The sequence below is a fragment of the Phenylobacterium sp. genome (assembly GCF_036563285.1).
Lineage (GTDB): Bacteria > Pseudomonadota > Alphaproteobacteria > Caulobacterales > Caulobacteraceae > Phenylobacterium.
Genome location: NZ_DATCMR010000011.1, coordinates 1422579 through 1435081 on the forward strand (window position 1 = coordinate 1422579; position 12503 = coordinate 1435081).

The 12503-nt window shown below is 70.8% G+C and carries 13 protein-coding genes; 4 read left to right on the forward strand and 9 right to left on the reverse strand.

The features are described from left to right. Positions 1–10: 10 nt before the first annotated feature. Positions 11–487: a Fur family transcriptional regulator gene (locus tag VIL76_RS17870; RefSeq protein ID WP_332046395.1), complete on the reverse strand. Its 477-nt coding sequence runs from the start codon at positions 485–487 to the stop codon at positions 11–13. A gap of 99 nt (positions 488–586) precedes the next feature. Between VIL76_RS17870 and VIL76_RS17875 the strand changes: the two genes are divergently transcribed. Then, positions 587–2581, forward strand: a complete 1995-nt coding sequence (locus VIL76_RS17875; protein WP_332046396.1) for a TonB-dependent receptor domain-containing protein — start codon at positions 587–589, stop codon at positions 2579–2581. A gap of 39 nt (positions 2582–2620) precedes the next feature. Here VIL76_RS17875 and VIL76_RS17880 read toward each other — a convergent pair whose 3' ends face one another. The 3 genes from VIL76_RS17880 to VIL76_RS17890 all read right to left on the reverse strand — a co-directional run bounded on the left by VIL76_RS17880 (position 2621) and on the right by VIL76_RS17890 (position 5525). After that, the gene (locus tag VIL76_RS17880) at positions 2621–3592 is read right to left on the reverse strand and encodes a DUF4167 domain-containing protein (RefSeq protein ID WP_414695441.1); all 972 of its coding nucleotides are present in this window, start codon (positions 3590–3592) and stop codon (positions 2621–2623) included. 293 nt (positions 3593–3885) lie between these two features. Beyond that, positions 3886–4734: a peptide chain release factor N(5)-glutamine methyltransferase gene (gene prmC / locus VIL76_RS17885; RefSeq protein ID WP_332046398.1), complete on the reverse strand. Its 849-nt coding sequence runs from the start codon at positions 4732–4734 to the stop codon at positions 3886–3888. Next, positions 4725–5525 carry an MOSC domain-containing protein gene (locus VIL76_RS17890; protein ID WP_332046399.1) on the reverse strand — a complete coding sequence of 267 codons (801 nt, stop codon included), beginning with the start codon at positions 5523–5525 and terminating at the stop codon, positions 4725–4727. Before VIL76_RS17890 ends, prmC begins: the two co-directional genes overlap by 10 nt. 101 nt (positions 5526–5626) lie before the next feature. Here VIL76_RS17890 and VIL76_RS17895 point away from each other — a divergent pair, with 101 nt between their 5' ends. Beyond that, positions 5627–6835 carry a YihY/virulence factor BrkB family protein gene (locus VIL76_RS17895; RefSeq protein WP_332046400.1) on the forward strand — a complete coding sequence of 403 codons (1209 nt, stop codon included), beginning with the start codon at positions 5627–5629 and terminating at the stop codon, positions 6833–6835. 59 nt (positions 6836–6894) lie between these two features. After that, positions 6895–7863: a GlxA family transcriptional regulator gene (locus VIL76_RS17900; RefSeq protein WP_332046401.1), complete on the forward strand. Its 969-nt coding sequence runs from the start codon at positions 6895–6897 to the stop codon at positions 7861–7863. Here the strand turns inward: VIL76_RS17900 and prfA are convergent. Beyond that, positions 7860–8933, reverse strand: a complete 1074-nt coding sequence (prfA, locus tag VIL76_RS17905) for a peptide chain release factor 1 (protein ID WP_332046402.1) — start codon at positions 8931–8933, stop codon at positions 7860–7862. The two genes, VIL76_RS17900 and prfA, sit on opposite strands and share 4 nt — an antisense overlap. Before the next feature lie 124 nt (positions 8934–9057). On the opposite strand from prfA, the gene VIL76_RS17910 reads away from it, so the two are divergent. Beyond that, complete coding sequence (locus VIL76_RS17910) at positions 9058–9354, forward strand: hypothetical protein (protein ID WP_332046403.1); 297 nt, start codon at positions 9058–9060, stop codon at positions 9352–9354. A gap of 75 nt (positions 9355–9429) precedes the next feature. Here the strand turns inward: VIL76_RS17910 and VIL76_RS17915 are convergent, their stop codons facing one another. From VIL76_RS17915 to VIL76_RS17930, 4 genes are all read right to left on the reverse strand, one after another. Further along, positions 9430–9726: a hypothetical protein gene (locus VIL76_RS17915; protein WP_332046404.1), complete on the reverse strand. Its 297-nt coding sequence runs from the start codon at positions 9724–9726 to the stop codon at positions 9430–9432. Positions 9727–9814: 88 nt separating this feature from the next. Beyond that, positions 9815–10201 carry a VOC family protein gene (locus tag VIL76_RS17920; protein ID WP_332046405.1) on the reverse strand — a complete coding sequence of 129 codons (387 nt, stop codon included), beginning with the start codon at positions 10199–10201 and terminating at the stop codon, positions 9815–9817. Next, a complete protein-coding gene (ispG, locus tag VIL76_RS17925; protein ID WP_332046406.1) occupies positions 10202–11338 on the reverse strand; it encodes a flavodoxin-dependent (E)-4-hydroxy-3-methylbut-2-enyl-diphosphate synthase in 1137 nt (378 codons plus the stop codon). A gap of 51 nt (positions 11339–11389) precedes the next feature. Continuing rightward, the gene (locus VIL76_RS17930; RefSeq protein ID WP_332046407.1) at positions 11390–12487 is read right to left on the reverse strand and encodes a helix-turn-helix domain-containing protein; all 1098 of its coding nucleotides are present in this window, start codon (positions 12485–12487) and stop codon (positions 11390–11392) included. Between the last annotated feature and the right edge of the window lie 16 nt (positions 12488–12503).

The window sequence follows — 12503 nt, forward strand, 5'->3', positions numbered from 1 at the left end:
GCGGTTCGCCTCAGCCGCCCTTGCAGGCCGGGCAGAAGCCGCGCGCCTCGAGGGTGACGGAGCGGGCGTCGTAGCCGGCGGCCCGCGCCGCGGTGAGCGCCGGCTTCAGGTCCGGCTCGAACTCCTGGGCCGCCCCGCAGCAGTCGCAGATCAGGAACGCCGCCTGGTGGCCCTCGCCCTCCATCCGGCAGGGGACGTAGGCGTTCAGGCTCTCGATACGGTGGGCGAAGCCGAGGCGCTCCAGGAACTCGAGGGCGCGGTAGACGGTGGGCGGCTTGGCGGGCTCGCCGGCCTCGCCGAAGGCGGCGATCAGGTCGTAGGCCTTCAGCGGGCCGTCGGCTTCGAGCAGCAGTTCCAGGACGCGGCGCCTGGGCGGGGTCAGCCGCTCCTGGGTGTCGGCGCAGCGGACCTCGGCCGCACCCAGGGCGCGCTTCAGGGCTGCGCCCGTCAGCCCCGGGTGGCTGTGATCGTCGTGCCCGCAGCTCATCCCTTTGAGTAACCCCCGTTCCCGGCCGCCCGCAACGGGCTTGACGACGCGTTATGTTATTTCATAACACGTCTGTTATCTTGTAACACTCTGGCGGTCATGCGACGCAGCATCCTGTTCCTGGCGGCCAGCCTCTTCGCCCTCTCGGCGGGCGCGGCCGAGGCCCAGCACCCGGAAGTCTCCGAAGTCGTCGTCACCGCGGCGCCCTACGCCGTGTCCCTGGACTCCGCGACCACCAGCGTGGCCGTCGTCGAACGCGAGGCCCTGGACACCGCGCCGGTCGGCGGGCTGGGCGACGTGCTCTCCGGCATGACCGGCGTCCGCTCCACCTTCTTCGGCCCGGGCGCCAGCCGCCCGGTGATCCGCGGCCTCGCCGGCCCGCGCGTCCTGGTGCTCTCCAACGGCCTGGGCCAGGTCGACGCCAGTGCGCTCTCCCCCGACCACGCCGTGGCCACCGACCCCCAGGAGGCCGAGCGCATCGAGGTGCTCCGCGGCCCGTCCGCGCTGGCCTACGGCGGCTCGGCCATCGGCGGCATCGTCAACGTCATCGACGAGCGCATCGCCACGCACCGCGTCGATGGCTTCGAAGGCCGCCTGCTGGCCAGCGGCTCCACCGTCGACGAGGGCCGGCTCCTCTCCGGCGCCGTCCGCGCCGGCCTTGGAGACTGGGTCCTCACCCTCGACGCCACCCGTCGGCAGAGCGACGACTACCAGGTCCCCACCCACCCCGAGTCCCGCCGCCTGATGGACGCCGACGGCGAGGAATGGCCGGGCCCCCTCGACTCCGTCGTCGAGAACACCGCCACCGAACTGGACTCCTTCGGTTCAGGAGTCTCCTGGATCGGCGAGCGCGGCCACTTCGGCGCCTCCGTGAAGCGCACCGAGACCACCTACGGCGTCCCCGGCCACGTCCACGAGGAGCACGAGGAGGAGGAGGGCGGCGTCTCGATCCAGCTGGAGCAGACCCGCTACGACCTGCGCGGCGAATACCGCCTGGGACTCGGCCCCTTCGACACCGTCCGCTTCGCCGGCGGCTACGCCGACTACACCCACGTGGAGCTGGAGGGCGGGACGCCCGCGACCCGCTTCTTCTCGCAAGGGTGGGAGGCCCGTCTCGACCTGGTGCAGCCCGACCGGGGCGGCTGGCAGGGGGCGGTCGGCTTACAGGCGCTCAGCCGCGACTTCGACGCCCAGGGCGAGGAGGCGCTTGTCCCGCCGACGCGCACGACCGAGTGGGGCGCCTTCACCCTGCAACGCTACGACCGCGACAGCTGGGGCGTGGAGGGCGGCTTTCGGCTCGACCGACGGACGCTCGAGAGCCTGCCCGGCGGGCGGGCCTTCACCAATGTCTCGGCTTCGCTGGCCGGGTTCGTGCGGCCGGCCGAGGGATGGTTCTTCAGCCTCTCCGGCTCCCGCACCAGCCGCGCCCCGGCGCAGGAGGAGCTGTTCGCCAACGGCCCGCACCCGGCCACCCGCGGCTTCGAGATCGGCGACCCGGACCTTGATCAGGAGGTCTCCTATTCGCTGGACGCCACCCTTCACTATGGCTCCTCCGCCTGGGACACCGACGTGCACCTGTTCGCCGTCCGCTATGACGGCTTCATCGAGCTCGCGCCCACGGGCGCCGAAGAGGCGGGCCTGCCCGTCTTCCGCTACATGCAGACCGACGCCAGCTTCCACGGGGCCGAGGCCGAGACCTCGCTGAAGCTGTGGCGGGAAGGGGAGCGGGGCTTCACCCTGGAGGCCGCCGCCGACTACGTGCGGGGCGAGACCGACCTTGGGCCGCCGGCCCGGATTCCGCCCTGGTCGGCGACGGTGCGCGGCCTGTTTGACGGCGGCTGGTGGGACGGTCGGCTGGAGATCCGCCGCGTGGGCGGCCAGGACCGCGTCTCGGCCTTCGAGCTGCCCACTGACGGCTACACCCAGCTGAACGCCATGCTCACATTCCGGCCGCTGAAGGACCGGGACTTGAAGCTGTTCGTGGACGGGCGGAACCTGACGGACGTGGAGGCGCGCGAGCACGCCTCGTTCCTGAAGGACCTGGCCCCGCTGCCCGGCCGCAACATCCGCGTCGGCCTAGGCTACCGCTTCTAAGCGAAGGGCCCGCGGATCGCTCCGCGGGCCCTCGGCTTATCAGGCTTCTTCCGGCTCGCTGGCGGGTGGGCCGCCGCCGTCGCCATCGAAGCTGCGGGGCCGCCTGCGCCGGCTGCGCCGGCCGCCGCCGCCGCCCGATTCGTCATCGCCGTCGCGCGGCTCGGTGCGGGCCTGCAGGAAGGCCGGCGCCTGGCTCTCCCCGCCCTCGGAGTCGCGCAGGACGGGGGCGGGACGCTCCTCGCCGCCGAAGTTGGAGCCCTGCGGCTCGACCACCGGCATCGGATCGCGCTCGCGCCGGTCGTCCCGGTCTCGGTCGAAGCGGGGACGGTCGTCGCGGTTGCGGTCGTCTCGGTCGGCGCGTGGCCGGTCGTCGCCGCGCGGGCGATCGTCGCCGCCGCGCGGACGATCGTCGCCGCCCCGCGGGCGGTCGTCGCCACGGTTGCGGTCGTCGCGCTCGCGCCAGCGGTCGCGCCGGCCACCACCGCCGCCGCCGCCGCCATCGCGGCCTTCGAAGCGGTTCTCGCGGTCGCGGCCTTCGCGGTCACGGCCGTCGCGTCCGTCACGGTTGCGGTCGTCGCGGTTGCGGTTTTCCCAGCGGTCGCCGCGGGGCTCGCCGTTCTCCTGGCCTTCCGGTTGGTTCTGCTGGGCCTCGGCGGCCGCGTCGTCGGCGGCTTCGGCCTGGGCCTGGGCGCCCTCGTCCTCGAAATCGATATCGAAGCCGGAGGCGAACTGATCGCGGCCGAGGATCTCGGACGCCGGCCGCTGCGGCTGCATGGCGCGCAGCAGGCGGAAATAGTGCTCGGCGTGCTGCAGGTAGTTCTCACCCAGCACGCGGTCGCCGGCGGCGTTCGCGTCACGGGCGAGCTGCTGGTACTTCTCGAAGACGTGCTGGGCGTTGCCGCGGACCTTGACGCCTTCCGGACCGTTGGAATCGAACGCCCGGTTCGCGTTCTGCGGCTGTTTGTTGCCGCCGCCGCCACCGCCGCGATTGCGGCCGCGCTGACGCTTCATACCCTTGAAATCTCTCATTATCTCTTGACCGTTTAGCTCTTCCTTGAGCGGACCTTCGGTTAAGGTCGCCTAGCCTTCAGCTTCGGATCGGGCCCCTGGCCCGCTGGCGGATTGAAGACGCTAGGTGTTCCCCGTCGTCCGCCCGGAAGCTCTTCAGCGAGAGGCTGCTTTTTTGAAGAAGCGTCGCGCCTGCCGGCCGGGTGGGCGTCCTTCTTGCGGGCGCGTCAACCAGAAGCCGGCGATTGGGTGGAGACGACCGTACAAGTAGCGACGAAACGCCGAGATTCCAAGGGCTATTTGGAACCCGCGACAACCCTGTCCCGATCGGCAAGGTCCTTGACCGTACGCAGGTCGCGGGCCCCGGCCTCGCGGAAGAGGGTCTCCACGGCCGCCTTCTGGTCGAAGCCGATCTCCACTGCGAAGCGGCCGCCGGGTTTCAGCACCCGCAGGATCTCGGGCGCGAGCGTCCGGTAGGCGTCCAGCCCATCCGCCCCGCCCTCGAGCGCGATGCGGGGCTCGTAGTCGCGCACCTCGGGCTCCAGGGTCTCGATCACGTCGCTGGCGATATATGGCGGGTTCGAGACCACCAGGTCGAAGCTCTCGGAGCCCAGCCCGGCGGTCCAGTCGCCGCGGAAGAAGGCTGCGCGCCCGGCGAGCCCCAGGTGGGCGGCGTTGTCCCGCGCCACCGCCAGCGCCTCCTCCGAGACGTCGATCCCCAGTCCTTTCGCCGCCGGCCGCTCCGCGAGGATCGCCAGCAGGATCGCGCCGGAGCCCACCCCGAGGTCCAGGACCGACCAGGGCGCGTGCTCCGGAAAGTCCTTCAGGACGACGTCGATGACGGTCTCGGTGTCGGGCCGCGGCGTGAGTACGTGCGGCGTCACCTGCAGCATGATCTTCCAGAAGCCCCGGCGGCCGAGGATGTGGCTCACCGGCTCGCGCCTCTCACGCCGGGCGAGATAGTCGGCGAGCCGCGCCTCCTGTTCCGGTGTGAGCGCTCGGTACGGATCGGTGACGATGTCGGTGCGCGTCGCCTCGGCCGCGGCTTCCACCAGCAGGCGGGCGTCGATGACCGGGCCGGCGAGCCCGGCGGCTTCCAGCCGCTGCTTGGCCTGGCTCCAGGCCTGCACGAGGTTCAGGCCCATTCACCTTCCTCCTGCGGCTTCCGCGCGACGTCGGGCGCGGTGATGGCGTCGCCCAGGCTTACGCGGCCCGGCGCGGTCACGTGCACATAGATCCCACAGTTCATGTGGCCGTAGTTGTCGAACAGCGCCTTTGTGATCTCCAGGTCGCGCTGCGCCGTCTCCAGGTTCACGTGGATGGCGGCGCAGCGGACGATCGGCTTGAAAACCTGGGCGGTGGCCCAGCCCAGCATGAGGCGGCTGCCGGTCCAGTCGTTCTCCACCCAAGCAGGCCACCCCGAGACATAGACGTTCGCCCGGAAGCGCAGGGGGTCCAGCTCGACGCCCATGCGCTGCGACAGGTCCGCGACGCTCGCCAGGTTGATGATCGAGACCTGGCCGAGCGGGTGGTCGGTGAAGCGCCAGCTCTGCGGCGCCTGAATCACCCTCAGAGGGCCGCGGACCTCTTCGCCCAAAACCTCCGCGAGCCAGGCGGCGAAGGCCTCGCGGCCGGCCTCCCCGGTCATGTCGGCCACGATCGGCTCGACGCCGGGGGCTTGGGCCGACATGGCGCCGGTGTCCTCGTGGTAGCGGGTGCGCACCGCCGCCACCTTCGGCAGGCCCATCAGCACGGTGAACTTGGTCTTCGGCACGAAGACGGGCGCGTCCGGGTCGAAGCCGCAAGGGCCGTTCTCCACCGCGAAGATCCGGTCATGGGGAAATCCTTCCCCCGGCCTCAGGTCGGCATGATCGATCGCCTCGGGCGTGAAGCCCTTCACCGGATGCCTGTAGATCGCCGCGACGTGCCCGTTCATCCGCGGCGCTGTACCCGTATGCTGCGGCCCTGGACAAGCGGAACGGAGGCCGCAGTCCCGGGGTTTGCCCGCAAGCGGAGCCTTGAGGAGGAACGCGCGAGGTGGCGAAGGCCGCGCCGGCAAAGACGTCCCGCGGCGGCGGCGGCCTGGCCCGCCTGCTGCTGGCAGCCGCGCCGTGGGCCGGCATGGCCGCCCTCGGCGCCATGCTGGTGCACGCCCACACCCGCCCGCGCCCGGGACTCTCCAAGCAGATGACCGCCGACCCGGACTGCTTCGAGGAGCTTGAGCCGGGCCGCGGCCGGCTGGCCACCCACCCGCTTAGGATCCCCTACAGGGGCTGGAAGGACATCCTGTGGCGCACCTACCGCGAGGTGGGCCACGACCGGCTGCCGCAGGTGGCGGGCGGGGTGACGTTCTACATGCTGGTGGCGATCGTGCCGGCGATCGGCGCCTTCGTCTCGATCTACGGCCTGTTCGCCGACGTGGGGACGGTCTCCAAGCAGCTGGCGGAGCTGGCCGGCTTCCTGCCCCGCGACGTGCTCTCCATCGTCGGCGACCAGATGATGCGGCTGGCGACGCAGCGGCCGGCCAGCCTCTCCGGCGCCTTCCTGGTCAGCCTGCTGCTCTCGCTCTGGACGGCCAACGCCGGCATGGGCGCGCTCTTCGATGGCCTGAACGTGGCCTACAACGAGAAAGAGAAGCGGCCTTTCGCCCTTCGCCGGCCACTCACCTACGGGTTCACCGCCGCGGCGCTGCTGTTCATGATCGCTACGACGGCCATCTTGGTGGCCCTCCCGCTGTTCCTGCAAGGCTGGCCGGGCGCCGTGCGCATCCTGATCCCGCTGCGCTGGCTGCTGCTGCTGGGCCTGGCCTCCTGGGCCTTTGCGATCATCTACCGCTACGGACCCTCGCGGCGGCGCGCGCGCTGGCGCTGGGTCAGCTTCGGCGCGGTCCTGGCCTCCATCGTCTGGGTCGGCGGCTCGCTGGGCTTCTCCTGGTACGTCAACAACATCGCCCGCATCCACGTGACCTACGGGTCACTGGGCGCGGTGATCGGCTTCATGACGTGGATCTGGTTCTCAGTGATGACCGTGCTGGTGGGCGCCGAGCTCAACGCCGAGATCGAGCACCAGACCGCCGTAGACACCACCGTGGGCGCACCACGGCCGATGGGAGAGCGGGGCGCGGCCATGGCCGACACCGTGGGGCTGGCCTTCGTCGGCTTCCGCAAAGGCGCAGGGATCCTCTGGCGCGACACGCGTCGGCAGGTCGGCAACCTTGCAAAACCCCTGTGGCGGGGAAGACGCTGAGCGGTCAAATCCGGCCAACATCGTTGCAGGCCCGCCAATCTGCGGCCTAGCGTGGCCACATGACCCACCGCGTCGTCATGCTGGCCTTTCCCGACGCCCAGATCCTGGACGTGACCGGCCCGCTGGAGGTGTTCTCCCGCGCTACCCGCTGGCTGGCCGACACCTGGGGCCGCAACGAGCCGGCTTACGAGGTGGAGGTGGTCGCCGCCGAGGCCGGTCCGGTGCGGATGTCCAACGGTCTGGAGATCGTTGCGCGCCGGCCGTTCACGGAGGTGGACGCCTGCGAGACCTTGATGGTGGCCGGCGGCATCGGCTGCTTTGCGGCCTGGAAGGACGAGGCGCTGCTCGACTGGTTGCGGGCCATGGCGCCGAAGGTGGGCCGCCTGGGGTCGGTCTGCACGGGGTCGCTGATCCTCGCCCGCGCCGGGCTGCTGGACGGCCACCGGGCCACCACCCATTGGGGGGCCTGCGAGCGACTGGCAAAGATGGCGCCCGCCTGCGAGGTGGAGCCCGACGCCATCTTCGTGGAGAGCGGCAAGCTGTTCACCTCGGCGGGGGTCACCACCGGCATGGACCTTGCGCTGGAGCTGGTGGAGCGCGACTGGGGCAAGGCGACCGCCGTCGGCGTGGCGCAGGAGCTGGTCATCTACCGCAAGCGGCCAGGCGGGCAGGGGCAGTTCAGCCGCTTCCTGGAGGCCGAGCGCCGCGGCGACGTCTTCGGGCAGCTCCAGCTTTGGATGCTCGACCGGCTGGAGGAGGACCTGTCCCTGGAGCGTCTGGCCGGCGAGGCCCGCATGAGCCCGCGCAACTTCTCACGCCGCTTCAAGGCCGAGCTAGGCGTCACCCCGGCGGCCTACGTCGCCAAGCTACGGCTTGAGGAGGCGCGCCGCCGGCTGGAGACCGGCGCCGCCAGCCTGAAGGACGTGGCCCGCACCTGCGGCTTCGCCGACGAGCAGAACCTGCGCCGCGCGTTCCGCCGCCACATGGGCGTGGCGCCCAGCGACTACCGCGAGCGCTTCGGCGCCTAGCTGAATTCGTCCTCGAGCGCCGCCAGCCGCGCGGCCTGGTCCTCGGCGATCAGCGGCTCGATCACGTCGTCCAGCGCCTCGCCTTCCATGATCTTGGGCAGGTTGTAGAGGGTCAGGTTGATCCGATGGTCCGTCACCCGGCCCTGCGGGAAGTTGTAGGTGCGGATGCGTTCCGAGCGGTCGCCCGAGCCCACTTGGCTCTTGCGGGCGTCGGCTCGGGCGGAGTCCAGCGCCTGGCGCTGCTGGTCGTAGAGCTTGACCTGCAGGTTCTTCATCGCCCGCGCCCGGTTCTGGTGCTGCGACTTCTCGGACGAGGTCACCACGATGCCGGTGGGCAGGTGGGTGATGCGCACGGCGGAGTCGGTCTTGTTCACGTGCTGGCCGCCCGCCCCCGAGGAGCGGTAGGTGTCGATGCGGATGTCCTGGTCGCGGATTTCGATCTCCACGTCCTCCGGCTCCGGCAGCACCGCCACGGTCGCGGCCGAGGTGTGGATCCGCCCCTGGGCCTCGGTGTCGGGCACCCGCTGCACCCGGTGCACGCCGCTCTCGAACTTCAGCCGGCCGAACACGCCGTCGCCGGTGATCGAGGCGATGATCTCCTTGTAGCCGCCAGCGTCGCCCTCCGACGCGCTTTCGACCTCCACTCGCCAGCCGCGGGTCTGGGCGTAGCGCTGGTACATTCGGAAGAGGTCGCCGGCGAACAGCGCCGCCTCGTCGCCGCCGGTGCCGGCCCGGACCTCGAGGATCGCCGAGGCGTTCTCGTCGCGGTCCTTGGGCGCCAGCAGCAGCGCGACCTGGTGCTCCAGCTGCGGCAGGCGCTCCTTGAGCACCTCCAGCTCCTCGCGGGCCAGCGCGGCCATTTCGTCGCCGGAGTTTGCCATCTCCTCGAGCTCCGGCAGCTCGGCGCGGGCCCGCTCCAGCTCCTGCACGGCCTCCGCGACAGGCCGCAGTTCGGCGTGCTCCTTCGAGAGCCGGACGATCTCCGCCCCATCGCTGGCCGCGCCCATGCGCGCCTCGACTTCGCGGAAGCGATCGAGCACCTGATCGAGCCGGGCCTGGGGGAGTCGCAAGGGGGAACCGCCTGGGATTGAGGGTGCTTCCTCTAGCGTCCCGCCGCTCGGAAGCCAAACGGTCGGTGGAACACTCAAGCCTGCCTGGGGGTTACGGCGCAGGTGACACGTGGAGAACTATGAAATGGCTACCGAACGAGTGACCGAACGGCCGGATGGGACGCGCGAGCACGTGATCGAGCGCGACACCGGCGGCACGACCTACGTCGACCGCGGCGGCTCCGGCATGGGCGGCGTGCTCATCGGCATCGCCGTCCTGGCGCTGGTGGCGATCGTCGCCTTCTTCCTGCTGAACGCCAACCGCAACGACGCGCTTCGCACCGATGCGGTGAGCAGCGCGGCCTCGAGCGTCGCCGACAGCGCAGCGACGGCCGGCGGCGCGGTGGCCGACGCCGCCAACTCGGTGAACCCGAGCAAGTAAGCATTCCGTCGTCTGGAACGACAAAGGCCCGCCTCGTCGCCGAGGCGGGCCTTTTTCTTGGACCGTGGACGGGGCCTAGCCGATGCGCTCGCCCTTCAGCGGGGCGTTGCCGAACGCGCCGAGCTTGACGTTCCCCGTCATGGTGTCACCGGACACAGTGGCTTCGAACTCCAGCGTCATTGGCATGGGGTTGGTGATGTTGCTGCTCCAGGTGAGCTTGTCGCCGTCGACCTTGCCGGAGACATCCTGCGAGCCCATCGGGCTTTCGGTCTTGCCGGTGAAGGTGTCACCGCTCGTGGCGATGTCGACGTTCACCGTCTGGGCGCCCATCGGCGTGTTGATGGTGACTTTCCATTTGCCGTCAGCCGACATCTCGTCCCTCCAAAAGTGGAGCGCCACCTAACCGCGGTTGCGGAACGGGTGCAAGGGTGACGCCGGCGTCACCTTTCCCGAAATCGCCCTACCCGACGGGCGGAACGCCAGGTGGATAGCAGGTGATCTCGAACCGGATTCCGTCGGCGTCCTTCATGAACAGCGCCTTGGCGCCGCCCAGCTCCTGCACCTCCGGAGCGTCGTAGCCGGCCGCCCGCATGCCGTCGCGCACAGCCAGAACAGCGGCCTCGTTGGGCGCGGCGAAGCCCAGGTGGTTCATGCCCGCGCCATAGCGCTCGTAACCCGGGAGCCCCGCTTTCGCCTCGCGGAACTGGAAGTAGAAGCCGTCGCCGTCCGTCCAGTTGTGGTCCCGGGTCTTAGTGAAGCCCAGCAACGGCAGGAGCGTGTCGTAGTACGGCATCGACCGCTCCAGCGACCCCACCAGCACGGTCACGTGGTCCAGCTTGAGCGCCACCTATTCCGCCGCTTCCAGCACCTTCGCCCGTTCGATCTCGGCGGCCTTGGCTTCGACCAGCTCGACGATGTGATCGACCATGCCGGCGTTGTCCATCTTGTGGTCCGGCTTGCCGGCCAGATAGACCATGCCCGCGCCCTTGCCGCCGCCGGTGAAGCCGACGTCTGTCATCAGCGCCTCGCCCGGCCCGTTCACCACGCACCCGATGATCGACAGGCTGATCGGGGTCGAGACGTGCGCCAGCCTCTGCTCCAGTTGCGTCACGGTCTCGATGACGTTGAAGCCCTGCCGCGCGCACGACGGGCAGGCGATGATGTTCACGCCGCGGTGGCGCAGGCCTAGCGACTTCAGGATGTCGAAGCCGACCTTGATCTCCTCCACCGGGTCGGCCGCCAGGCTGACGCGGATGGTGTCGCCGATCCCGGCCCAGAGCAGCGAGCCCATGCCGATCGCGGACTTCACCGTGCCGGTGCGCAGCGCGCCGGCCTCGGTGATGCCGAGGTGCAGCGGGCAGTCGATGGCCTCGGCCAGCATCTGGTAGGCGGCCACGGTCATGAAGACGTCGGAGGCCTTCACGCTGATCTTGAACTCGTGGAAGTCGTGGTCCTGCAGGATGCGGGCGTGGGAAAGCGCGCTCTCCACCATGGCCTGCGGGCAGGGCTCGCCGTACTTTTCAAGAAGGTCCCGCTCCAGCGAGCCCGCGTTGACGCCGATGCGCATGGAGCAGCCGTGGTCGCGGGCCGCCTGGATCACCTCGCGCACCCGGTCGGGTGAGCCGATGTTGCCGGGGTTGATCCGCAGGCAGGCCGCGCCGGCCTGGGCGGCCTCGATCCCGCGCTTGTAGTGGAAGTGGATGTCAGCGACGAGCGGGACCTTGGCCGCGCGGGCGATGGTCCTGAAGGCGGCCGTGGAATCCTCGTCCGGGCAGGACACGCGCACGATGTCCGCGCCGGCCTCTTCCAGCTGGCGGATCTGGTCGATGGTGGCGGCCGCATCGGCCGTCACGGTGTTGGTCATCGACTGGACGGTGATCGGGGCGTCGCCGCCCACCTCCACGGAGCCCACGCGGATCTTGCGGCTCGGCCGGCGGTCGATCGCACGCCAGGGACGCACGGCGGTGTGGGCTTCAGCGGTCATGACAGAGCGAAAATAGGCGGTTTGCCGCCGTTTCCCAACTGCGACGCGCGGTCAGGGCCTCGGCGCGGCCGGCGCGGCGGGTGCGGGCGCCGCCGGGCGCGGCGCGGCCGCGCCGGGCGCGGGCGCTCGGGCGGTCACCACCGGCCGCGTCGCGGGAGCGCCGGCCAGGCCGGAGGCGGACGCCTGCCGCGCGGGCAGGAAGCCCTTGGACTGGGCGCCCACGAACACCTGGAACGCCAGGGGATCGGAGACGTCGATCACCAGCCCGCCGATGGCCGGCACCCGGTAGGCTTCGCCCTTGCTGAGCTGGCGGGCGAAATAGACCGAGTTGTCCGCCCCGCGGATGATCAGGGCGGCGCCGCGCAGCGCCTGCAGGGTGACCAGCGACGGCTTGTCGGCAGGCGCGCCGTAGACCTTGCCCTTCGGCGAGAAGACCGGCGGCAGGGACGAGATGTCGGGCGGCGGGGCGTCGGGCGCCGTCACGCCGAGCACGGCCGGCGGGGCCAGGTTGCCCATGCCGTCCGGACCGGCCTCGGCAAGGCCGGGGGTCTCGTAGGCGGCGGGCGTGGTGGATTCCACCGGCGGGGGCAGCGGCGCGCCCAGCGATACCGGACCGGCCTTGGTGGCCAGCAGGGCCTGGGCGGTCGCCTGTTCCGACGCCGTCGGCGGCGGCGGGGCGCTCTCCACCATCGCGCGCTGCGCCACGTTCCACAGTACGATGGCGCCGAGGATGACGACGCCGCCGGCGATCAGGGCCGACAGCCGCGGGTCACGGTCGTCGTGGACGCCCACGGGCTCGCGCAGCGGCTCGTCGAGCACCGGCTCGTCGGCCTTGAAACGGTAGACCGCTTCCTCGGGGTCGATCCCCAGGGCTTCCGCGTAGGAGCGGATGTAGCCGATGGTGAACGGCCGCGAGGGCAGCTGCTCCAGCCGCAGCTCCTCGATCGCCGCCAGGTAGGCGCGGCGCACGCGCGTGCTCTCGGCGACTTCCTCCAGGGTCCGGCCCTGGTGTTCGCGCACCAGCCTCAGGGCTTCGCCGACGTTGGCGCCGGAATAGACGTTGGGCGCGGAGGACTCAGGCGGCTCGGGCTGGCCGATGAGCCGCGTGGCCAGCTCTTCTTCGGACGTTCCCACCGTATCGAGCGGCATGGCCACTCTCACTCCC